Origin of the sequence: Stenotrophomonas sp. Br8 (genome assembly GCF_014763005.1) — a bacterium.
GTDB classification, from domain to species: Bacteria; Pseudomonadota; Gammaproteobacteria; order Xanthomonadales; family Xanthomonadaceae; genus Stenotrophomonas; species Stenotrophomonas lactitubi.
On the sequence record NZ_JACGTN010000023.1, the window covers coordinates 209,945 to 230,220 of the forward strand.

General features: G+C 67.3%; 24 protein-coding genes. 13 read left to right on the plus strand and 11 right to left on the minus strand.

Translation table 11 applies throughout. The features are described 5' to 3' along the window. The first annotated feature begins 208 nt into the window (after window positions 1–208). From H3005_RS19290 to H3005_RS19310, 5 genes are all read left to right on the plus strand, one after another. Window positions 209–658, plus strand: coding sequence for a DUF2147 domain-containing protein (locus tag H3005_RS19290; protein WP_100553177.1), 450 nt, complete (start codon window positions 209–211; stop codon window positions 656–658). A 102-nt stretch (window positions 659–760) separates the two neighbouring features. Further along, on the plus strand, window positions 761–2,839 hold the full coding sequence (gene metG / locus H3005_RS19295) for a methionine--tRNA ligase (RefSeq protein ID WP_191078804.1): 2,079 nt from the start codon (window positions 761–763) through the stop codon (window positions 2,837–2,839). A gap of 76 nt (window positions 2,840–2,915) precedes the next feature. Next, complete coding sequence (locus tag H3005_RS19300; RefSeq protein ID WP_165378631.1) at window positions 2,916–3,506, plus strand: HAD family hydrolase; 591 nt, start codon at window positions 2,916–2,918, stop codon at window positions 3,504–3,506. A 24-nt stretch (window positions 3,507–3,530) separates the two neighbouring features. Beyond that, a complete protein-coding gene (gene rnfB, locus H3005_RS19305) occupies window positions 3,531–3,944 on the plus strand; it encodes an Rnf electron transport complex subunit RnfB (protein WP_100461287.1) in 414 nt (137 codons plus the stop codon). A gap of 739 nt (window positions 3,945–4,683) precedes the next feature. Next, window positions 4,684–5,058 (plus strand): hypothetical protein, encoded by a 375-nt coding sequence (locus H3005_RS19310; RefSeq protein WP_191078805.1) that lies wholly within the window; start codon window positions 4,684–4,686, stop codon window positions 5,056–5,058. An 82-nt stretch (window positions 5,059–5,140) separates the two neighbouring features. On the opposite strand, the gene H3005_RS19315 is transcribed toward H3005_RS19310, so the two are convergent. Beyond that, complete coding sequence (locus H3005_RS19315) at window positions 5,141–5,488, minus strand: RidA family protein (RefSeq protein WP_025879081.1); 348 nt, start codon at window positions 5,486–5,488, stop codon at window positions 5,141–5,143. 193 nt (window positions 5,489–5,681) lie between these two features. Here H3005_RS19315 and mprF point away from each other — a divergent pair, with 193 nt between their 5' ends. Then, entirely contained in the window at window positions 5,682–8,246 is a 2,565-nt protein-coding gene (gene mprF / locus H3005_RS19320) for a bifunctional lysylphosphatidylglycerol flippase/synthetase MprF (RefSeq protein WP_191078806.1), read from the plus strand. 126 nt (window positions 8,247–8,372) lie between these two features. Here mprF and H3005_RS19325 read toward each other — a convergent pair whose 3' ends face one another. The 4 genes from H3005_RS19325 to H3005_RS19340 all read right to left on the minus strand — a co-directional run bounded on the left by H3005_RS19325 (window position 8,373) and on the right by H3005_RS19340 (window position 11,243). After that, the gene (locus H3005_RS19325; RefSeq protein WP_331273781.1) at window positions 8,373–9,701 is read right to left on the minus strand and encodes an AcvB/VirJ family lysyl-phosphatidylglycerol hydrolase; all 1,329 of its coding nucleotides are present in this window, start codon (window positions 9,699–9,701) and stop codon (window positions 8,373–8,375) included. Between the two features lie 96 nt (window positions 9,702–9,797). Beyond that, a complete protein-coding gene (locus tag H3005_RS19330) occupies window positions 9,798–10,415 on the minus strand; it encodes a DUF998 domain-containing protein (protein WP_191078807.1) in 618 nt (205 codons plus the stop codon). After that, window positions 10,412–10,591 carry an oxidoreductase-like domain-containing protein gene (locus tag H3005_RS19335; protein WP_191078834.1) on the minus strand — a complete coding sequence of 60 codons (180 nt, stop codon included), beginning with the start codon at window positions 10,589–10,591 and terminating at the stop codon, window positions 10,412–10,414. The genes H3005_RS19330 and H3005_RS19335 overlap by 4 nt, the downstream gene beginning before the upstream one ends. A gap of 49 nt (window positions 10,592–10,640) precedes the next feature. Further along, window positions 10,641–11,243, minus strand: coding sequence for a hypothetical protein (locus H3005_RS19340; protein WP_127564650.1), 603 nt, complete (start codon window positions 11,241–11,243; stop codon window positions 10,641–10,643). A gap of 228 nt (window positions 11,244–11,471) precedes the next feature. Between H3005_RS19340 and H3005_RS19345 the strand changes: the two genes are divergently transcribed. Continuing rightward, window positions 11,472–12,629: a tetratricopeptide repeat protein gene (locus H3005_RS19345; RefSeq protein ID WP_191078808.1), complete on the plus strand. Its 1,158-nt coding sequence runs from the start codon at window positions 11,472–11,474 to the stop codon at window positions 12,627–12,629. A gap of 7 nt (window positions 12,630–12,636) precedes the next feature. Here H3005_RS19345 and H3005_RS19350 read toward each other — a convergent pair whose 3' ends face one another. Beyond that, a complete protein-coding gene (locus tag H3005_RS19350) occupies window positions 12,637–12,972 on the minus strand; it encodes a zinc ribbon domain-containing protein YjdM (RefSeq protein WP_099818962.1) in 336 nt (111 codons plus the stop codon). Between the two features lie 180 nt (window positions 12,973–13,152). Between H3005_RS19350 and H3005_RS19355 the strand changes: the two genes are divergently transcribed. The 3 genes from H3005_RS19355 (at window position 13,153) to H3005_RS19365 (ending at window position 15,232) form a co-directional block, all read left to right on the plus strand. Then, window positions 13,153–14,514, plus strand: coding sequence for an Hsp70 family protein (locus tag H3005_RS19355; protein WP_191078809.1), 1,362 nt, complete (start codon window positions 13,153–13,155; stop codon window positions 14,512–14,514). Window positions 14,515–14,744: 230 nt separating this feature from the next. Beyond that, window positions 14,745–15,038 carry a YkgJ family cysteine cluster protein gene (locus tag H3005_RS19360; protein WP_051501656.1) on the plus strand — a complete coding sequence of 98 codons (294 nt, stop codon included), beginning with the start codon at window positions 14,745–14,747 and terminating at the stop codon, window positions 15,036–15,038. Window positions 15,039–15,049: 11 nt separating this feature from the next. Then, complete coding sequence (locus H3005_RS19365) at window positions 15,050–15,232, plus strand: hypothetical protein (protein WP_025879072.1); 183 nt, start codon at window positions 15,050–15,052, stop codon at window positions 15,230–15,232. Window positions 15,233–15,281: 49 nt separating this feature from the next. Here the strand turns inward: H3005_RS19365 and H3005_RS19370 are convergent, their stop codons facing one another. From H3005_RS19370 to H3005_RS19380, 3 genes are read right to left on the minus strand one after another with little or no spacing between them, the layout of a single operon-like run. Next, window positions 15,282–16,163 carry a DUF4097 family beta strand repeat-containing protein gene (locus tag H3005_RS19370; RefSeq protein WP_191078810.1) on the minus strand — a complete coding sequence of 294 codons (882 nt, stop codon included), beginning with the start codon at window positions 16,161–16,163 and terminating at the stop codon, window positions 15,282–15,284. A gap of 11 nt (window positions 16,164–16,174) precedes the next feature. Further along, window positions 16,175–16,702 (minus strand): hypothetical protein, encoded by a 528-nt coding sequence (locus tag H3005_RS19375; RefSeq protein WP_191078811.1) that lies wholly within the window; start codon window positions 16,700–16,702, stop codon window positions 16,175–16,177. Continuing rightward, complete coding sequence (locus H3005_RS19380) at window positions 16,699–17,277, minus strand: sigma-70 family RNA polymerase sigma factor (protein ID WP_191078812.1); 579 nt, start codon at window positions 17,275–17,277, stop codon at window positions 16,699–16,701. The genes H3005_RS19375 and H3005_RS19380 overlap by 4 nt, the downstream gene beginning before the upstream one ends. Before the next feature lie 126 nt (window positions 17,278–17,403). Between H3005_RS19380 and H3005_RS19385 the strand changes: the two genes are divergently transcribed. Further along, window positions 17,404–17,583, plus strand: coding sequence for a hypothetical protein (locus H3005_RS19385; RefSeq protein WP_100553187.1), 180 nt, complete (start codon window positions 17,404–17,406; stop codon window positions 17,581–17,583). A 35-nt stretch (window positions 17,584–17,618) separates the two neighbouring features. Next, window positions 17,619–18,212, plus strand: coding sequence for a mechanosensitive ion channel family protein (locus tag H3005_RS19390; protein WP_080353823.1), 594 nt, complete (start codon window positions 17,619–17,621; stop codon window positions 18,210–18,212). 530 nt (window positions 18,213–18,742) lie between these two features. On the opposite strand, the gene H3005_RS19395 is transcribed toward H3005_RS19390, so the two are convergent. Both H3005_RS19395 and H3005_RS19400 read right to left on the minus strand, forming a co-directional pair. Then, complete coding sequence (locus H3005_RS19395) at window positions 18,743–19,009, minus strand: DksA/TraR family C4-type zinc finger protein (RefSeq protein ID WP_025879161.1); 267 nt, start codon at window positions 19,007–19,009, stop codon at window positions 18,743–18,745. 106 nt (window positions 19,010–19,115) lie between these two features. Continuing rightward, complete coding sequence (locus tag H3005_RS19400; protein WP_100554171.1) at window positions 19,116–19,673, minus strand: DUF2058 domain-containing protein; 558 nt, start codon at window positions 19,671–19,673, stop codon at window positions 19,116–19,118. Window positions 19,674–19,734: 61 nt separating this feature from the next. Here H3005_RS19400 and H3005_RS19405 point away from each other — a divergent pair, with 61 nt between their 5' ends. Next, entirely contained in the window at window positions 19,735–20,235 is a 501-nt protein-coding gene (locus tag H3005_RS19405; protein ID WP_191078813.1) for a M48 family metallopeptidase, read from the plus strand. Window positions 20,236–20,276: the final 41 nt, after the last annotated feature.

The window sequence follows — 20,276 nt, forward strand, 5'->3', positions numbered from 1 at the left end:
GGGTGGGNNATGGACGTACTTGCAGCGTCCCCCGCAACCGGACCCACCCCGCCATCCCACAGAACAGCCGCTTTTGCCGTTGCTCCGGCCGTTGCCTCTGCGGGTGCCGGGCGCAGCCCGGCCAAGCCCCCCTTCCCCATACCCCGCCGAATGGGTATACAGTCGACCCGTACCGGCATCGTGCCGGAATGAACCCTGGGAGGGGACCATGCGCAAGACCTTCAAGACCCTGCTGCTGGCGCTGCCGCTGTGCCTGGCCGCGCTCTCCGCGCAGGCCGCCGACAGTGCCGCCGGCCGCTGGAAGACCATCGACGACAAGACCGGCAAGGTGAAGTCGATCGTCGAGATCAGCCAGGCCGCCAACGGCACGCTGACCGGCCGTGTGGTCGAGATCCTGCATTCGGACAAGGGCCCGAACCCGGTCTGCGACGGTTGCGAAGGCGCCAACAAGAACAAGCCGGTGCGCGGCATGACCATCCTCTGGAACCTGGCCCAGGACAAGGGCAGCACCAGCAAGTGGTCCGGCGGCACCATCCTCGACCCGGGCAACGGCAAGACCTACAAGTCCAAGCTGGAACTCCAGTCCGGTGGCACCAAGCTGGATGTGGCCGGCTGCATCGCCTTCATCTGCCGCACGCAGACCTGGGTGCGCGAGTAAGCGCACCGGTCCTGCACGGCCCCCAGTGACCCGGCTCCGGCCGGGTCACCGCGTTGCGGGCATGCGATAATCCCCGGTTCCCCCTGGCTGCACCCCGTGACCATGACCCGTACCGCGCTCGTCACCACCGCCCTGCCCTACGCCAACGGCCCGCTGCACCTGGGCCACCTGGTCGGCTACATCCAGGCTGACATCTGGGTGCGTGCGCGTCGAATGAGCGGCGGCAAGGCCTGGTTCGTGTGCGCCGACGACACCCACGGCACGCCGATCATGCTGGCTGCGGAGAAGGCCGGGGTCACCCCGGAAGCCTTCATCGCCAACATCCAGGCCAGTCACGAACGCGATTTCGCCGCCTTTGGCGTCGCCTTCGACCATTACGACTCGACCAATTCGGCGGCCAACAAGGCACTGACCGAGGCGTTCTACCTGAAGCTGGAAGCCGCTGGCCACATCAGCCGTCGTTCCGTGGCGCAGTTCTACGACCCGGCCAAGGGCATGTTCCTGCCCGACCGCTACGTCAAGGGCATCTGCCCCAACTGCGGCAGTGCCGACCAGTACGGCGACAACTGCGAAGTCTGCGGCGCCACCTATGCGCCGACCGACCTGAAGGAACCGCGCTCGGTGATCTCCGGGGCCACCCCGGAAATGCGCGATTCCGAGCACTTCTTCTTCGAGGTCGGCCACTTCGACGGCTTCCTGCGCGACTGGCTGGCGGGCGATGTCGCCCTGCCCGGCGTGAAGGCCAAGCTCGGTGAATGGCTCAATGCCGAAGGTGGCCTGCGTGCGTGGGACATCTCGCGCGATGCGCCGTACTTCGGTTTCGAGATTCCCGGCCAGCCGGGCAAGTACTTCTACGTCTGGCTGGACGCGCCGATCGGCTACCTGTCCAGCTTCCAGACGTTGTGCAGCAAGATCGGCGAGGATTTCGAAGCACACCTGCGCGCCGGCACCAGCACCGAGCTGCATCATTTCCTCGGCAAGGACATCGTCAATTTCCACGGCCTGTTCTGGCCGGCGGTGCTGCACGGCACCGGCCACCGCGCGCCGACCCGCCTGCACGTCAACGGCTACCTGACCGTCGATGGCGCGAAGATGAGCAAGTCGCGCGGCACCTTCGTGATGGCGCGTACGTTCCTGGATGCCGGCCTGGAGCCGGAAGCGCTGCGCTACTACTTCGCCGCCAAGTCCGGTGGCGGCGTCGACGACCTCGACCTGAACCTGGGCGACTTCATCGCCCGCGTCAACGCCGATCTGGTCGGCAAGTTCGTCAACCTCGCCAGCCGCTGCGCCGGTTTCATCAGCAAGCGCTTCGATGGCCAGTTGGCCGCGCAGCTGCCCGACGCGGCGCAGTACCAGCGCTTCGTCGATGGCCTGGCGCCGATCCGTGAAGCCTACGAGCGCAACGACCCGGCCGCGGCGATCCGCCTGACCATGACCCTGGCCGATGAAGCCAACCGCTACATCGATGACGTCAAGCCGTGGGTGATCGCCAAGCAGGAAGGCGCCGACGCGCAGCTGCAAGCGGTGTGCAGCCAGGGCCTGAACCTGTTCCGCGTGCTGGTCACCGCCTTGAAGCCGGTGCTGCCGGCCACCGCCGCGCAGGCCGAGGCCTTCCTGGCTGCACCGGTGAATGACTGGACCGAGTTGGCGCAGCCGCTGCTGGGCCACCGCATCACCGAATACACCCCGCTGTTCACCCGTATCGACCCGAAGAAGATTGACGCCATGATCGACGCCTCCAAGGACACCCTGACCGCTGCCGCTGCAGCCCCCGCAGCGAAGGTGGAAACCGCAAAGCCTGCCGCACCGGTGGTGGCCAAGGACGAAGCAAACAGCGCTGACGCGCCGGCCTACATCGGCATCGACGACTTCGCCAAGCTCGACCTGCGCATCGGCAAGGTGCTGGTGTGCGAGTTCGTGGAAGGCTCGGACAAGCTGCTGCGTTTCGAACTGGACGCCGGCGAGCTCGGCAAGCGCCAGATCTTCTCCGGCATCCGCGCCAGCTACGGCGAGCCGGAAGCGCTGGTCGGCCGCAGCGTGGTGTTCATCGCCAACCTGGCCCCGCGCAAGATGCGCTTCGGCCTGAGCGAAGGCATGATCCTGTCGGCCGGTTTCGATGGGGGCGCGCTGGCGCTGCTGGACGCCGACAGCAGCGCGCAGCCGGGCATGCCGGTGCGTTGATGCAACACGGGCGCGGCCCCGGCCGCGCCCGGTCATGAGCACCGCGAAGGGAGGTACCGTGATGGGAGATGCTGCGTTGGAACTGGCGCTGTTTGACTTCGACCACACTGTCACCACCTGCGACACCTATGGCCGCTTCCTGCGCCGGGTTGCCACCGCCGAACAGCTGGCACAGGCCTGGTGGAAAGTCGGCCCGTGGCTGCTGGCCTACAAGCTGAAGCTGATCTCCGCCGAGCGCATCCGCGCACGGGTGACCCGATTGACCTTCAGCGAGCGCCATGCCGATGACATCGAGACGCTGGCGGCAGGCTTTTCCCGCGAGTTCCTGCCCGATGTCGTGCGCCCGGAAATGCTGGAGCAGATCCGCTGGCACAAGGAGCAGCAGCACACCGTGGTGGTGGTATCCGGTTCACTGGACCTGTACCTGCGGCCGTGGTGCGAACAGCTGGGCCTGCAGCTGATCTGCAATCGACTGGAAAGCGAAAGCGGACGCCTGACCGGCCGCTACGCCGGTGGCGATTGTGGCCCGCGCAAGGTCGAGCACATCCGTCGCCAGTTCGATCTGGCACGCTACACACGCATCCATGCCTACGGTGACAGCGCCGAGGATCGTCCGATGCTGGCCCTGGCGCACGAGCGCTGGTACCGCGGCAAACCCCTGAAGTAACCACACGCGCAGCCTTCGCCACGCATGAGCCTGATTCCGCCCCTGACCGAACGCTTGGACCGCTTGCTGCCGCAGACCCAATGCGGGCAATGCGGCTACGACGGCTGTCGTCCGTATGCGCAGGCGATGGCCCGTGGTGAGGTGGGCGTGGATCGTTGTCCGCCGGGCGGTGATGCCGGGGCGCGGGCGTTGGCGCAGGTGCTGGGTGTGCCGGCGCTGCCGTTTGATCGCAGTCGTGGCGAGCACAAGGCGCCGCAGGTGGCGTTGATCGTGGAGGCTGACTGCATCGGGTGTACGAAGTGCATACAGGCATGCCCGGTGGATGCGATCGTCGGCGGGGCGAAATACATGCATACGGTGATTGCGGATCTGTGCACGGGGTGCGAGTTGTGTATTCCGCCGTGTCCTGTGGATTGCATCGAGCTGGTGTTGGTGTAGTTTTTTTTTTGCGACGCGGCGGCGTCGCGTTGCGCGTTTTCAAGCAACAGCAACGGCAACAGCCGGAGCGTCGGCTGGCTGGGTTTGATGGTCTGGGCTGGTGGGCGGGGGCAAGCGGGACACGCCGTGAACCCATCCATGGGGGCTCGATGGCGCCATCCATGGCGCCAACGGTCCCGCTTGCCCCCGCCCACCAGCCCTCGACAGATATCCGTCACGGACGGTCGAGCAACTGCAATGCTATGGCTGGGGTGTTGGTAGGTGCGGACCTTGGTCCGCACCATCTGTCCGACGTCATGGACCTTCGTCGCAAACGACCTGCCCTGTGTGCACTGGCAACTATCGAATCACGATGCATGTCGCAGATTGCTCGATCATTCGCGACCCTTGCGCCAGCTGCGCTTGAGGCTGTTCAACAGCATGCAAAAATGCTGAAAGCGTCTTGATGGTGCGAGCAATGCAACGCGTCTGATTGGCATTGCGCAGCAGCAGGTTTACAGATGGTGAGCCACCGGAAAAGGGTGGCCGGGCTTCGAAAACCCGTTTTGTCGAACGTTGTTTACGCTTGCCAGCCGGCGTCACCTTGCGTGGCGCCGGCTGGCAATCCGTCTGCCGGCTATGGCGGGCGGGGCGTGGGGGTCTTCGGGCCAGCCGGAGCGTTCGACACCGGTTTTCGAGCCACGTCTCCGTCCGCCACCTTTGAGTGGCGGCTACCGTCTGTCCTGCACGGAGCCTTGCCATGAACGCATCGGATTTCCCCCATCTGCACGCTTACCTCGGCCCGGCAGACGCCGGCGAGGACACTGAACCGTCACCAGCGCATGATCCCACTACGCTGGTTGCAACCTTGCGCCGCATCGGCACCGGCGCGGCGGCCGATGGCCAAGCGTGGCCGGAACGGCATCAACTTCCCAGCCGGTGCATGGAACTGGCCGATGCCGACTGCGCGCTGGCCGGGCTGCGGGTGGTGCAGGAGGTCATGCTGGCCGCCGAACGCGCCCGGCAGAATGGGGCGCCGGAAGAATACGTCGGCGACCGGGTCATGGAAGGCTTGATGCTTGCCTGCGTGGCCTTGTGCGCGCAGGCAAGCTCACGACTGCAGCCGCCGCTGTAACGGATGTTGCAGCGTCAGCCCCCCGGCAAACGGGGTCAGATCCCTTTTCCGGAGTAAAAGGGATCTGACCCCTGTCCGGTCATTACGGCACGGCCGCCGTCACGATGATCTCGACCTTCCATTCGGCATGCGCGAGCTTGGCTTCGACGGTGGCGCGGGCCGGGGTCGCGCCCTCCACCACCCACTCGTCCCACGCCTTGTTCATGCCTTCGAAGTCAGCCATGTCGGCCAGGAAGATCTCCGCACGCAGCACGTGCTGGCGGTCACTGGCCACCAGCGCCAGCAGCTTGTCGATCTCGGCCAGTACCTGACGGGTCTGCCCGGTGATGTCCTGGCTGGTGTCTTCCGGAATCTGGCCGGAAAGGTAGGCGACCTTGTTGTACACGGTCATCTCGGACATGCGCGGTCCGACGTCGTAACGCTCCATCATGGGCGTGGCTCCTGCGGGTGGTCTGAACTGCATTCTCACCCAGCCGGCGTGGGAAGTGTGTGCCCGGTGCGGCCACTGAATACCGCCACCGGCGGCACAGCCGTACCGCTGGTCAAACCGCGCTGGCAGGCGCACGATGCGCGACGCCCTGCGTTGACACCGCCCTCGCCCTTACTGACGCACCCTTGCGCCGATGACCGCCCCTACCGATTCCGTCCCTGCCGCCGCTGCCCCGACCTGGAAGCGGGTCGTCACCATCGTCGTTCCATTGTTGATCCTGGCGCTGGCCCTGCACGGGCTGGCCGGGGAATTCGATGAGCACGGCTATCGCGCGATCCGCCAGGCCTTCCGCCAGCTCAGCGGTGCCCAGATCGCGCTCACCGTGCTGCTCGGCCTGGCCAGCTACGCGTGCCTGATCGGCTTCGATGCAATCGGCCTGCGCCGCAGCGGCATCCGCGTGCACCCGGCACGGATCGGCATCACCGCGTTCCTGGCCCACACCCTGGGCCAGACCGTGGGCTTTGCCGCACTCACCGGTGGTGCCGTGCGCCTGCGTGGCTACCGCAGTGCCGGCCTGGACCTGGCGCAGATCGGCCAGGTAGTGCTGATGAGCACGCTGGGCTTCATCTTCGGCGCGTGGCTGCTGATCGGTGTGGCGCTGTGCATGGAGCCGGCCGCGGCCGCGCTTGCGCTGCCGCTGGACCCTTCGGCGGTACGCGTGGTCGGCATCGTCGCGCTGATCGCCTTTGCGGCCACCTTCATCCTGGTCGGCCGCGACGGTCGTCAGTTCCGCATCTTCGGCCATGGCCTGTGGCTGCCGGACCGACGCACCATGTTGGGTGTCACCGTGCTCAGCGTGGTCGAGCTGGTGCTGGCCAGTGCGGCGTTCTACGTGCTGCTGCCGGATTCCACGCCGACCGGCCTGCCCGGTTTCGTCGGCCTGTACCTGGTGGCCGTGCTGGCTGGCCTGGTCTCCACCGTGCCGGCCGGCCTGGGCGTGTTCGAGTGGAGCCTGCTGAAGCTGCTGCCGCAGGTGGCGCCCGCGGCGGTGCTGGCGGCGGCATTGATCTACCGCGTCAGCTACTACGTGCTGCCGCTGCTGCTGGCAACCGTGCTGGCACTGGCACCCGCGCTGCGGCAACCGCTGCAGGCCAGCGCAGGCGCAACCCGCGCCGGCTGGTATGCGCTGCGTCCGTGGTTGCCGCAGATCATCGCGCTGGCCGCCTTCAGCGTTGGCGCCGCGCTGGTCATCGACGGCACCCTGCCCACACCACGGCGGCACCTGATCAATGCCTCGCTGCCGATCCTGGAAACCTCGCACCTGATCGGCAGCCTGGGCGGCGTCGCCCTGCTGCTGATCGGCCAGGGCCTGGCCCGCCGCAGCCACGCGGCCTGGATGCTGGCGATGGCGATCTGCGTGATCGCGCCGCTGCCGATCTGGCTGCGCGGCGGCCAACCGCTGATCGCCCTGTCGGCGTTGCTGGTGGCGATGGCGCTGTGGGCGGCGCGGCGCGAGTTCTATCGCCAGGGCGCGCTGCTGGACGAAGCCTGGTCGTGGCCCTGGCTGCGCAACCTCGGCCTGGTGCTGGTGGCGGTGACGTGGCTGCTGTTCTTCACTTACAGCCATGTCGAATACCAGAACGAGCTGTGGTGGCAGTTCGCGGTGTCCGGCAATGCACCGCGCGCGCTGCGTGCGCTGCTGCTGGTGGCGATGGCACTGGTGATGTTCGGGCTGGCGCGGTTGCTGCACAGCACGCGCAGCCCGCTGCCGCCTGCCGATGACGCAACCCTGCAGGCGCTGGCACCGGTGCTGGCCGACGCTACCGACACCCAGGCCTGCCTGGTGCTGACCGCCGACAAGGCGGTGCTGCGCGATGCGGAACACAAGGGCTTTGTGATGATGCAGCGCTACGGCGGCTCGCTGATCGCGATGGGCGACCCGGTCGGGCCGCCCGAGGTGGCGCGTGCATTGATCTGGCGCTTCCGCGAGGAAGCCGACCGGCTCGGCCTGCGCCCGGTGTTCTACCAGGTGGGTGAAGCGTATTGGCAGACCTATCTCGATCTCGGGCTGGGTCTGGTCAAGCTGGGTGAAGAGGCCATGGTGCCGCTGCACGACTTCGGCCTGGAAGGCCGTGAGCGTGCCGACCTGCGGCAAGCCTGGAACCGCGGCAAACGCGGTGGGCTGTCCTTCCGCGTTGCACCGGCGGAAGAGATCCCTGCCCTGCTGCCACGCCTGCATGCCATTTCCAACGCGTGGCTGGACGACAAGTCCGGCGACGAGAAGGGCTTCTCGCTGGGCAGCTACGACCCGGACTATCTCGTGCGTTTCCCGATCGCCCTGGTCGAAGCCGAAGGCCGGATCGTGGCCTTTGCCAACCTGTGGCAGGCACCGGCCGGCGCTGAACTATCAGTGGATCTGATGCGTCACGTCAGCGACGCACCGAAGGGCACGATGGATTTCCTGTTCATCGAGCTGTTCCTGTGGGGCCGCGCGCAGGGGTATGCGCGATTCTCGCTGGGCATGGCACCGTTGTCCGGCCTGGCCCAGCACCGCCTGGCCGGTCGCTGGAACCGCCTGGCAGGCCTGCTCGCACGACACGGCGAGCGCTTTTATGGCTTCAGTGGCCTGCGCAGGTTCAAGTCGAAGTTCGATCCGCAGTGGCGACCGCGCTACCTGGCCGCGCCCGGCGGCATGCACCTGCCGGCCGCGCTGCTGGATGCCACGCGGCTGATCTCGCTGGACCCGCGGCGGAATTGAGGTCACGATCCGCCGGGCATGGCCCGGCGCTACCTGCCGCCCGGTAGATATCGACCTTGGTCGACACGCTCCCTTCCGTGATGGTCCAAGCCGCAGCGCCGACCAAGGTCGGCGTCTACCAGGGGCCTACGCGCCGCCCTTGAGGATCACCTCGGCCAAGCGATCGTAGTCGCCGCCGAAGTGATGGTCGCCCGGCAGCTTGACCTTGTGCACGCCATCGTTGCCCGGCAGATCGGGGCATAGCGCGTCCTCGTCCTTGTCGCCGTATACGCACAGGGTCCTGTCCGCCGGCAGCTTGGCCACTTCCGGCGCGATCGGCAGACCACCGCCGCCACCGCCCAGCCAGTTGCTGACATGGAATTCAAAGTCAGCGTTCTTGCCCACCGACAGCAGCACGATGCGCTCGAGGCTGGCGCGGGTGCCTGCATCCAGCTGGTTGATGGTGGCCGGCAGCACATCGGCACCCTGCGAGAAGCCGATCAACATCACCTTGTCGCGCTGCCATTGCTGGCGGTAGTGGCCGATGATCTTCTGCAGATCGACAGCGAATCCCTGCGGCGTGCGTTCGCTCCAGAAGTAACGCAGCGAATCGAGGCCAACCACCGCCACGCCATGTTCGGCCAGGGCACCCGCTACATCCTTGTCCAGGCCGGCCCAGCCACCATCGCCGGAAACGAACACCGCCAACGTGTCACCGCTGCCCTGCGCCGGCACCTCCACTACCGGCAAACCCTTCAGGGCATCCGGCGGCGGTGCCAGCGCGACCCCGGCCTGCGCGCCGATCACCCGGGCCGCTGCCACCAGCCCCGGTGTCGCATCGCCGGCGACGGTGCGCTTGAATTCACGGGCCATCGCAACCTGCTGCACAAACGGGCCTGCACTGTTGGATGAACACCCCGGCGCACCGGCCGCGTTCAACCACGGGAAATTCAGTTCACTGGGCTGCAGGCGGTCGTGCTTCACGCCATCGCCGCAGACCATGCGCTCGTGCATGTGGGCCGGGCAGAAACCCGAGGTCAACAGGCCGGCAAAGACCTGGGTGTCGGCCTGCGCTGCCAGCGCATAGGCCAGTTCGGCGCCTTCGCCGCTGCCACCGACCAACGGCAGGTGATACCCCGGCAGATGCAGGAATGCCTGCACCCAACGCGAGAAATTCTCGACATCGCCCGCCCCGAACGCGCAACTGCTGTTGCCTTCGCGCTTGAGCACGCCGCGCAGGTGGGCCACATCCACCGATGCGACCAGCGCACCATCGGCACGCAGCGCTTCGATCGGGCTGCGGCCGGCATCAGCGCCGTCATGGAACCAGATCACCACCCGCTGTGGCGCCCCGGCCGGCACATGCACCGGTACCTGATCGAAGCGTCCGTGGCTGACCTGCTGCACTGCCGCCACCGCTGGCAACGCCGCCAGCGCCAACACCAGTCCCATCGCCCTGCCCAGCCCTGCACGCATCGTTTCGCATCCCGTTGGAATGCGCACACGATACGCCGCCGCTGCGTGCACGGCACGTACCGGTGCAGGCGTCCTGCAACACAGCAGGTGGTCGATTCAGCGGGTGCCGGCGTCACGCCCGCGGCGATACAACGCCAGCGCCAGCCAGATCAACCAGCCGACGATCACCGCGATCACCAGTTTCTGCCCCAACCCGCGCGGTGGGCCACCACGCCAGAGCACGTGCATCCACAGCAGCACGAAGGCCAGCCATGCCCAGCCCCACAGCAGTGCCGCACTGCCTCGCCAGCCCGGCTCACGGCGCAGGTACCAGGCCTGCAGCAGCATGCCCACGCTGGCGCACAGGAAGGCGGTATTGGCGGCCAGCCCGTGGATCAGCGGTGCCAGCAACGGTGTTGCCTCGGGAAGCCAGCTGTCACCGATGGCAACGGTGGCGAGGCCGCCGGCAGCCACGCAGAACAGCAACGGTGCCGCTGCGCTGCGCCGTGGCCCCACGCTGTACCGGTACAACGCGATGCCGAGCACGGCGATGGCCAGTGCCAGCAGGCAATAGGCCGTGCGTAGCGCCAAGCCCCACGGCCCATGCAGGTACAGGCTCAGGGTAGCCTTCACCCAATCCAGATCCGCACGCGCGAACTGCGTCCACAACGCGGTCGCCACGAACAACAGCAGTGCCACCAGCGCCAGCATCGCGGCTGGACGGGCACGACTCATGGGTCGGCGTCCGGATGCCGCGCCTTCCACTCAGCCAGCGCCTTGCGGTAACGCTGCAGCTCCTCGCTGTACAGGTCGAGCACGCACAGCGGGCAGCCACTGCCGCAGCATTCGTTGGGGCCGGGTTCTTCCGGCGGCAGCGGACGGGGATCGGCAGGGGTATCGGAGACGGTCACGGCTGGAAACAACACCACGCGGTTGCAGGTGGATAGTGTAGCGGCGCGCTCAGGCGCCCAGTTGACGGCGCAGGTTGGCCCGCGCGGCAGCATCAAGCCGCTGGTCGAAAAAGTCGCTGAGGAAGATCCGCGGCGCGCGCAGCAGCCCCTGCAGAAAGCGGCGGCGCCCGGCGCGGTACAGGAAGCCGGGCACCACGCCCTTGTACTCTTCGGCCACGCCACGGTCGTAGGCGGAGAACACCGCTTCCGGCGCCGCCAGGATCGCCATGTCGCAATCCAGGAACAACGCGGCTTCGGCATCGACATCGGCCGGGCCCAGCTCGCCATGGCGGGCGGTAAGCAGGATCAACTGCTCGACCCGGCCGGCGTCCACCGATGCCAGCTCCGGTGAGTCCGCGATGGCCTGCAGTGCCAGCGCGGCCGACTTTGCCTCGTTGTCCTTGCGCCCGGCCTGGTAGACCGCATCGTGGTACAGCGCTGCCAGATAGACCTCGGCCGGCTGCTGCCAGCCCGGCCCCTCGGCCACCGCCTGGCAATGCTGCAGGACCGCGCGCACGTGGCCGAAGTGGTGGTAGGCGCGCGGCGGCGTCGCATAGGCATCCTGCAGTGCCTGCCAGTGCGCGGGAGCGAGGGTCAGCGGGGCGAAGTCCATGCGTGGATGATCCCGCCCTTGGCAACGCCGGGCAAGCTGGCTATTTTTTCACCATCATTTCACGCGCCGCGCCAGGCAAGGCCCGGCAGCAGTTGTCCACAGGTTTGTCGCGCGCTAGTCCACACCGGCTGTGGATGATCGACGCGCTGATCGCCAGTGGATGCGGACCGCCACATGCAGGTCTACACTGGCTGCAGGCGGGAGCGCCCGCCGCTGCCGGAAACCGTCATGCGCCGTCTTGCCGCTCGATGCTTTCTCCTGTCACTGGCCGCACTCGGCGCGCCAGCCCTGTCCGCGCAGGATGCTGCGGCTCCTGCGCCCGCCATCCCGACCATCTCCACCGTAAAGGTCACCGCCGCCAGCGTGCCGACGCCCGAACAGGTGTTCGCGATCCCGCCGGCGATGCGCGAGATGCTGCAGAAGCAGGTGATCAGCCGCAGTTACTCGCGCGATCAGCGCCTGCAGGCGCTGGTGGAAATGATCTTCAGCCAGCACGGCCTGGACCTGCAGTACGACGCCGATGCGACCTACACCGTCAGCGAGATCTGGCAGCACCAGCGCGCCAACTGCCTCGCCTTCACCCTGCTGTTCGTCACCCTCGCCCGTGAGGCCGGCATCCAGGCGCGGGTGCAGGAAGTCGGCCAGGTAGTGTCGTGGTACCAGGACCAGGATCAGGGCGTGGTCTACAACGTCGGGCACGTCAACGCTGGCGTGGATGTCGGCGGCCGCTACGGCACCGTCGACCTGGACCGCAACGTGCTGTACGACCGCCATGGGCCGCAACCCATCGGCCGTGAGCGGGCGCTGGCGCACTACTACAACAACCGTGGCGCGGAACATCTGGCCGACGGCGACCTGAGCGGCGCGCGTGCCTTCTTCGATGCCGCGCTGGCGCAGGACCCAAGCTTCGCCTCGACATGGAACAACATCGGCGTGCTCGACAACCGTCTGGGTGACGACCAGGGAGCTCGCACTGCGCTGGACACCGCCCTGCGCCTGGACGGCCGCCAGAGCGCGGCGCTGAACAACGCCAGTGCGCTCTATCGCAAGCTCGGCATGACCGCGCAGGCGCAGTCGATGCAGAAGAAACTGCAGTCGGTGCAGCGCGAGGATCCGTTCGCGCAGTACATGCAGGGCGCCCAGGCCGAACGCGCTGGCGACCTGGACAAGGCGATCACGTACTACCGGCGGGCGGTGAGTCTGTACGACACCGCGCACCAGTTCCACTTCGGCCTGGCGCGGGTGTATTTCCTGACCGGCCGGCTGCAGCGTGCAGACCGCGAACTGCTGCGGGCGCAGGAACTGGGCGGTTCAACCCAGCAGGCCCGCTACCAGGCCAAGCTGGACAGCCTGGCCCGCTGGCGGGCGCAGCAGGCCAAGCGCTGAGGCGCGATCAGGCCTTCTTGAGGAAGCAGGTCTTCAGCACCAGCCCCTTGATCTTGTCCGAGTTGCCTTCGATGTGTTCGGCATCGTCTTCAACCAGGCGGATGTTGCGGATGACGGTGCCCTGCTTGAGCGGGATCGAAGAGCCCTTGACCTTCAGGTCCTTGATCACGGTGACGGTGTCGCCGGTCTGCAGGGTATTGCCGTTGCTGTCACGCACGACCAGGGTCGAGCCAGCACCTTCTTCGGCCGTCCACTCGAAGCCGCAGTCGGCGCAGATCCACAGCGCGCCATCGGCATAGGTGTTTTCCAGGGTGCACTGCGGGCAGGCGGGAACAGAAGACATCGCAAGTACCTCAAAATGAATCAACAGCCGCCATTGTAACCGCCCGGCCTTTTCGTTCATTTTCCGGCGGCGGCCCGGGTGGGGGGCTGGCCCGCCCCGCACAAGGGAGGCACCGGAACTTGCAGCGCGCGGCAAACTCCAGCAGAGTGCGCGGCCCCTGATCGTCCCCGGACCTCCCCCATGCGCCTCGGCATCGACTTCGGTACCAGCAACTCCGCCGCCGCCATCGTGCGTGATGGGAAGCTGCTGCCGATCCGCTTCGGCGAGGCCGAACAGTTCCGTACCAGCGTGTACTTCCCCGGCGTGGTACCCGACCCGGACGATTTCCAGCTCGACGCCGGGCAGGAACACGAACTGCAGCAGCTGATCGACAGCGCCGCCCGTGCAGCCCGCGCCGCTGGCCAGGAACGCACGCCACAGGCCCTGCGCCGCGAGGCATTGCGCGCCCTGCGCCGGGAGTGGATGGAGGCTCGCGCTGGAAAGGAACGCAGCGCCAGCGACCTGCTGCAGAACGCGGTCTATGGCGACGATGCGCTGGAAGCGTACTTCGAGGAGCACGAAGGCAACCTCGTGCAGAGCCCGAAGTCCATGCTCGGCTACAACCTGCATCCGCGCGCGCGCCAGACCATCACCGGCATCGCCGCGCACATCCTCGAACACATCCGCTTGACCGCCAGCGCCCAGCTCGGCCAGCCGCTGCGCAGCGCCCTGCTCGGCCGCCCGGTGCAGTTCCGCAGTTCGATCGGTGAGGCCGGCAACGACCAGGCCCTGGACATCCTGCGCGAAGCGGCCAGCCAGGCCGGCTTCGACCAGATCGACTTCCTTGAAGAGCCCGCCGCCGCAGCCATGCATTACCACGCTGAAAGCAGCGATCGCCATCAGGCGGTGATCGTCGATATCGGCGGCGGCACCACCGATATCGCGCACGCCGAAGTGGGCGGCAGCGAAGCGCCACGCATCCACCGCGCCTGGGGTATCGCCCGCGGTGGTACCGATATCGACCTGGCCCTGAGCCTGTCCGGTTACATGCCGCTGTTCGGCCGTGGCATCACCCGCGTGCCCACCCACCACTATGTGGAAGCGGCCACCGTGCAGGACATGACCCGCCAGCGCGAATTCCGCCAGCACAGCTACGACAACGTCGACGCTCCCTGGGGCGCGCGCCTGCAGGCACTGCAGGACACCGGCAACACCGCCCGCCTGTACCGCGATGTCGAGCGCGCCAAGATCGCCCTCAGCGGCACCAGCGAGCATCGCAGCACGCTGGACTACATCGCGCGCGACCTGCACGTGGACAACAGCGCCGACGGTCTGGCCGCTGCCGCCCATGGCTACCTGACCCAGATCCGCGAGCTGCTCGCCCAGGTCCGCAGTGACATCGGCGGCGACCCGGACGCGGTGTTCCTGACCGGCGGCATGTCCCGCGCCGGCTACCTGCGTCAGGCCGCTGCCGAGGCGTTCCCGGGCGCCCGGATGGTCCACGGCGAGCCCTCGCTGGGAGTCGTCCAGGGCCTTGCGCTGGCGGCAGCCAGCCGGGATTAACAAAACGTTACGCGGTCTGAGCTACCCTTGGCCGGCTAGAAAACCCCTGCACCTTCCGCTGGCCTCGCCGGTGTGTGTACCCATGGTGCAGCCTGACCCGCCCAGCGGGTCTGGCGACCATGCCCTCTGGCTCGATCATGGTCCGCGTACTACCCGAGCCGCCATCGAGACCCGCTTTGGGCACCCGCCAGGCCCCTGTGGCCGTACAACCTGACGCTGAACCAGCACCCATCGACTGCCGCCGTTGTGACGCGGTCTGTTGCCGGTTGCCGGTCCTGCTGCAGCCCGGCGACCACGTGCCCGGCCAGTTCCTGTCGCGCGACGCCCACGGCCGTGCCGTGATGGCGCGCAACGAGGAAGGCTGGTGCGCGGCGATCGATCCGTATCACCTGCGCTGCACGATCTATTCGCAGCGCCCGGCGATCTGCCGCCAGTTCTCGATGGGCGGCGACGACTGCCGCCGCGAGCGGCAGGACTACCTGCGCCAGGCTGAGTCCTGCGCGCTTTCCTCCCCTTCCACCTGACAGGAGCAACCATGCCCCGCAAGGCAAAGACCCCCGCGAAGGCCAGCAACAGCATCCGCAGCGAACGCAAGGGCGCATCCGCCAGCACCGTGGTCAACAGCGACTCGATCGCCTCCGACCTGGCCGCGTTCCGCAAGAGCGGTGGCAAGATTGAAGTTCTCGGTACCACCTGGGCGCTGAAGAAAGCCAGCTGACCCACCCCCGACCGCGGCGGCGCTGCCGCCGCGGCCTGCCGGGCCGCGCTCAGCGGTCCAGGCGTACCTGCACACTGCCCGAGTGCGACTGCACGCGGATATCGCCGTCGCCGCTGCCCAGGCGGGCATCCAGGCTGCTGCCCGGCCCATAGCGCGGCCGCTCGACCTTGCCGGCGTCGCTGTTGATCGACCCGCTGAAGCTGTTCACCGACAGCTGCGCCGACACCGTGCGCGGCAGGCGCAGGCTGACCGATGCACTGACCGACTCCACGTTGATGCGTCCGCCCGGCGCCAGCGCCGTCGCCGACAGGTCGATGCTGCCCGACACGGTTTCCACCGCAAGCCGCTGCACGCGACCGGCGTCGACCTCGACCCGGCCGGACACCGTCTGCGCACCGATATCGCCCGACACGCCGCCGCCGGCTTCGATGCGGCCACTGACCGTGTTCACGTCCAGCTTCGGCGTCTGCAGTCGCGCATTGACACTGCCACTGACCGTGTTGAGTTTGCTGTCGCCACTGCGACCGGACGCGCTCAGGCTGCCGCTGACCGTATCGGCCTGCAGGCGGCGCACGTCAATGCCGCTGATGTCCTGGTCGGCACTGACCGTGCTCAGCAGCAGCTCCACCGAGCGCGGCACGTTCAACACCAGCGTGGCACCGCCGTTGTTGCTGCGGCGGGGATACTCGATCTCCCAGCGCACCCGGTTGGCACTCTTTTCCTGGCGCAGCTGCAGGCCATCGCTGAGCGTGCCGGTAAGCTGCACGTCGTTGCGGTCCCAGCCACGCACGCTCACCTTGCCGGCCACATTGCTCAATTCGATACGACCGCCCGCAGCCAGCGTGTGGCGTTCGTCGATGCGGGTGTCGGCCAGTGCCATGGCCGGCACCAGCAGCAGCGCGACACAGCAGGACATCAGGGTTCGGGTCATCGGGGGTCTCCTCAGGTCGTCAAGCCGGATTCGGCGGCATAGGCCGCCTGCCGGGTCAGTTCCAGCCGCAGCGCGTAAGTGCGCTTGAGCTGTCCAAGCAGGTGCGGCGCACGCGGGTCCTGCGCCATCGCGGCGCGGATCTGTTCCGCGCTGCGATCCAGTTCATGCAGCGCGGGCTGCCACTCCGGCGCAGTGCCATCAGGCAGTGACGCCACTGCCTGCCGGTACTGTTCGGTCATCGCATCGGCCTGCAGCTGCAGGCCACTGGGTGCAGGCAGCGCCTCGGGTGCATGCCGCCACGGTGCCACCGCGTAGAGCGCGAGGCTGGCCGCCAGTGCGGCGCCAACCGGCAACCACCAGCGTCGGCGGCTGCGCAGTGGCAAGGCCACCACGTTGTCCTTCGGCACCTGTGCGGCAACCGGTTCGCGGGGCGGCAACCGCGCCGACAGGCGTTCCCAGCCATCCGCCGGTGTGCCGCGTTCAGTGGGAAGGGCGCGCAGGCGCGCCAGCAGGTCGTGATCGGGGTCGTGCGTACTCATGTCATGTCTCCCAGGCGCGCGCGCAGCAGGCCACGCGCGCGATGCAGCTGTGCTTTGGAACTACCGACCGCCATCTGCAGCTGGCCGGCGATTTCATGGTGTTTCCAGCCTTCGATATCGTGCAGCACCAGTACTGCACGTGCGCGCGGCGGCAGGGTCGCCAACGCGCGTTCCAGATCGCGTTCGGTGCCGGCGCAGCCGTCATGCACCGCCATCTCTGGTATCCCACCGTCAACGTCGTCCAGGCTGTCGTGGTCATGCCCGGCGGCACGCCCGCGCAGCTCCATCAACGCGGCGTTGACCCCCAACCGATGCAGCCAGGTGGACAGGCTGCTCTCGAAACGGAAGCCGGGCAGTGCCTTCCATGCCTGCAGGAACGCCTCCTGCAGTGCATCCTCGGCGCGTGCCTGCTGGCCGCCACACAGGCGCCACAACGAGGCAAACACCCGCGGCGAGTGCCGCCGATACAGCAGTTCGTAAGCAGCGGTATCGCCGGCCGCCGCCGCACGCACCAAGGCGGTTTCGTCGACGGCGTCGGTGGCGGCAGGCGGCGCGGGCATGGTGGTGTCGAGCATATCCGTTGGATGCGGCCAGCCGGAAAAAGGTTTAGATCTGCCGACGCGCTTTCTGCTTGCAACCTTTTCGCGGCTGGCTGCATCCATCACAGGTCCCCCGCAGGCCTTCCCGGCCAGGAGCCTCCCATGTCCAGTCCTTCCTGCGCCGCCCTGCTGGCGATCGTGGCCTGCATGCTGCTGCAGGCGTTCGGCCTATCCCTGCACTGGCGTGCCGAGAGCGGCCGCGCCTGCCTGCAGCAGCACAAACAGGACCTCGTCTGCCTTGCCTGGGCACAGGCGGTCGAAACGTCGACACGCGCCGGGTAACATCAAGCCCCGTTTCCGTCACATGTTGTCGCCCCATGATGTTGTCGCTGAAGGACCACCTGCCCGCCTGGACCCACCCCTGGCTGCATGACATCGGGATCGCCCTGCAGATCCTGATCACCCTGCTCGCCGCCTGGCTGCTGCGGGTGCTGGCCCGGCGGCTGATCCGCCGCTTCGCCGATCACTACACGCTGCCACCTGAAATGGTGATGGGTGCGCGCCGGATCACCAGTTTCGTGGTCTATTTCAGCGCGGTGCTGTACATCCTCAGCCTGCTCGGCGCATCCCCCTCGGTGTTGTGGACGGCCTTCACCGGTTTTGCTGCGGTGGGCGCAGTGGCGTTCTTCGCGGCCTGGAGCGTGCTGTCCAACATCTTCTGCACGCTGCTGATCTTCACCACGCGGCCGTTCCGCCTGCATGACTACATCGAAGTGCTGGAGAACGGCGAAAAGCCCGGACTGAAGGGCCGGGTGATCGACGTCAACCTGATCTACACCACGTTGCAGGAAACCGGTGACGGCCACGAGGGCACGGTGCTGCAGCTGCCGAACAACCTGTTCTTCCAGCGCACCGTGCGCCGCTGGCGCGATCCGACGCAGGCGCCCGGCGGCATCCAGGGCGACGGCTGAGGTCGGGTTGGTCGGCAGGGCTGCGCCCTGCACCTGCAGAGGCGGTAGTGCCGGCCGCTGGCCGGCAACCTCAACAGCAAAGGCTGGGTTCCTGTGGGATGGCGGGGTGGGCCCGGTGGCAGGGGCCGCTGCAAGTACGTCCATGTAAGCTCGGTCGCCGCATCCATGCGGCTCACGCCCCTGCCACCGGCCCCACCCCGCCTTCGACAGATCTCCGCGATCTGTAATCCACGCCATGCGTGGATGCTCTTTCATCAAATTCCAATATCGAAATATTCGATTTCCATCGGAATTCATCCACGCATGGCGTGGATCTACCAGGCACCGGAAAACTGTCAGAGGTGGGGCGGTGTCGGATTGCGGGGTGTCAGCCGCATGGATGCGGCTGCCAAGCCTACAAGGACGTACTTGCGGCGTCCCCGCAATCCGACACCGCCCCACCACCCCACGGAATGCCAGCTTTTGCTGTTGCCTTTGCCTTGGTTTGAAGGCCTCTGCAGGTGCAGGGCGCAGCCCTGCCGCCCCCCCCTTCACCTCAACTGGCTGTCCTTGCTACCGCGCCGGTTGTAGCCACTCTGCGCCTGTTCCTCTTCGTCGTGCGCCTGCTGGCAGTTCACGCACAGCCGAACCCCAGGCACCGCCTGACGCCGCGCCAACGGAATCGGCGCGTCGCATTCCTCACAGTGTTCCAGGCCCGGGCCCTGGCGCAGCTGGCGCCGCGCGCGGGCAATCGCATCGTCGACGGTGGCGTCGATCTGGTCCTGGACCGCGCCATCTCCGGCCCAACCGGTAGCCATGGCCATCCTCCGCAGGGGTGTCGCCTGATATGGGGACGATACCCCCCGCCGCAATCGGTAGCGCCGGGCCATGCCCGGCGGACGCTGCGGCCGGTTCAGCGCCGCCTTACCAGACCAGATCGTCGGGAACCTGGAACTGCGCGTAGTAGGCGTCATCCTCGGCGTTGCCGGTGGAAATCTCGGCGCTGGAGCCGGGCGTGCCATGGTCGACGATGATGGCTTCCGGGGCGCGTTCACGTACTTTTTCAGCCGCCGCGCGTGGCAGCACCGCGTAGCTGTCGCCATGGGCCACGATGACCAGCACGCCCACCGACAACGCCTTGCGCAGCTTGGTATCGATCAACAGGGTGCGGATCACCGCGCCATCGCTGAAGCGGTACTCGTCCTCGCCTTTGTGAGGCACGGCGTGGGCGCTGATGATCTGCTTGGCCTGCGCCTTGCGCTCCGCCTGCTTGGCCTGCGCGTTGCGCTCGGCAGCCAGCGCACGGTCACGCTCGATCTTCTCGGCCCGGACGCGTTCAGCTTCACGCTGGACCTCGGCCGAGGTCGACTCGGCCTTGCCCTGGCGGGCCTTGGCCTGTTCACGCGCGGCGGCGCTGGCCTGCGACTTCTTGGCCAGGCCGGCCTTGAGCAATTGTTCCTGCAGCGCGTTGGGCTTTGCCATGGTCGATACGTACCGCGTGTAATCTGGATGCCCCATTCTACCGACGCGCCGACGCCCCTGCATGGCTGTCCTGAAGTACCTCACCGGCTACCCCGAACCCCTGGTCGCCCAGGTCAGCGACCTGCTGGCCCAGGGCAAGCTCGGCCCTTGGCTGCAGCAGCGCTATCCGGACCCGCATGAGGTGCGCAGCGACCGCCAGCTGTACGACTACACCCGGGACATGAAGGACCGTTATCTGCGCAAGTCGGTGCCGCTCAACAAGGTCTGCTACGACAACACGCTGGAAGTCATCAAGCATGCCCTGGGCACCCACACCGCCATTTCCCGCGTGCACGGGGGCCGGCTCAAGGCCAGCCGCGAGATCCGCATCGCCACCGTGTTCCGGCAGGCGCCAGCCGCCTTCCTGCGCATGATCGTGGTGCACGAACTGGCGCATCTGAAGGAGGCCGACCACAACAAGGCCTTCTACCAGCTGTGCCAGCACATGGAGCCCGATTACCTGCAGCTGGAGTTCGATACCCGGCTGTACCTGACCGAGCTGGCCAACCGTGGCCAGCGCTGAAACGGCGTAGCGGCTACACTGCGCGCCCCCTGCCCGACCTT

Bases quoted from the DNA above. Each gene is read 5' to 3' on its own strand.
- metG (WP_191078804.1), top strand. From the start codon at position 761: ATGACCCGTACCGCGCTCGTCACCACCGCCCTGCCCTACGCCAACGGC.
- H3005_RS19370 (WP_191078810.1), bottom strand. From the start codon at position 16,163: ATGACCCGAACCCTGATGTCCTGCTGTGTCGCGCTGCTGCTGGTGCCG.
- H3005_RS19390 (WP_080353823.1), top strand. From the start codon at position 17,619: ATGATGTTGTCGCTGAAGGACCACCTGCCCGCCTGGACCCACCCCTGG.
- H3005_RS19290 (WP_100553177.1), top strand. From the start codon at position 209: ATGCGCAAGACCTTCAAGACCCTGCTGCTGGCGCTGCCGCTGTGCCTG.
- H3005_RS19350 (WP_099818962.1), bottom strand. From the start codon at position 12,972: ATGTCTTCTGTTCCCGCCTGCCCGCAGTGCACCCTGGAAAACACCTAT.
- H3005_RS19405 (WP_191078813.1), top strand. From the start codon at position 19,735: ATGGCTGTCCTGAAGTACCTCACCGGCTACCCCGAACCCCTGGTCGCC.
- H3005_RS19330 (WP_191078807.1), bottom strand. From the start codon at position 10,415: ATGAGTCGTGCCCGTCCAGCCGCGATGCTGGCGCTGGTGGCACTGCTG.
- rnfB (WP_100461287.1), top strand. From the start codon at position 3,531: ATGAGCCTGATTCCGCCCCTGACCGAACGCTTGGACCGCTTGCTGCCG.
- H3005_RS19380 (WP_191078812.1), bottom strand. From the start codon at position 17,277: ATGCTCGACACCACCATGCCCGCGCCGCCTGCCGCCACCGACGCCGTC.
- H3005_RS19345 (WP_191078808.1), top strand. From the start codon at position 11,472: ATGCGCCGTCTTGCCGCTCGATGCTTTCTCCTGTCACTGGCCGCACTC.
- H3005_RS19400 (WP_100554171.1), bottom strand. From the start codon at position 19,673: ATGGCAAAGCCCAACGCGCTGCAGGAACAATTGCTCAAGGCCGGCCTG.
- H3005_RS19315 (WP_025879081.1), bottom strand. From the start codon at position 5,488: ATGATGGAGCGTTACGACGTCGGACCGCGCATGTCCGAGATGACCGTG.
- H3005_RS19395 (WP_025879161.1), bottom strand. From the start codon at position 19,009: ATGGCTACCGGTTGGGCCGGAGATGGCGCGGTCCAGGACCAGATCGAC.
- H3005_RS19365 (WP_025879072.1), top strand. From the start codon at position 15,050: ATGCCCCGCAAGGCAAAGACCCCCGCGAAGGCCAGCAACAGCATCCGC.
- H3005_RS19355 (WP_191078809.1), top strand. From the start codon at position 13,153: ATGCGCCTCGGCATCGACTTCGGTACCAGCAACTCCGCCGCCGCCATC.
- H3005_RS19385 (WP_100553187.1), top strand. From the start codon at position 17,404: ATGTCCAGTCCTTCCTGCGCCGCCCTGCTGGCGATCGTGGCCTGCATG.
- H3005_RS19325 (WP_331273781.1), bottom strand. From the start codon at position 9,701: ATGCGTGCAGGGCTGGGCAGGGCGATGGGACTGGTGTTGGCGCTGGCG.
- H3005_RS19375 (WP_191078811.1), bottom strand. From the start codon at position 16,702: ATGAGTACGCACGACCCCGATCACGACCTGCTGGCGCGCCTGCGCGCC.
- H3005_RS19310 (WP_191078805.1), top strand. From the start codon at position 4,684: ATGAACGCATCGGATTTCCCCCATCTGCACGCTTACCTCGGCCCGGCA.
- mprF (WP_191078806.1), top strand. From the start codon at position 5,682: ATGACCGCCCCTACCGATTCCGTCCCTGCCGCCGCTGCCCCGACCTGG.
- H3005_RS19340 (WP_127564650.1), bottom strand. From the start codon at position 11,243: ATGGACTTCGCCCCGCTGACCCTCGCTCCCGCGCACTGGCAGGCACTG.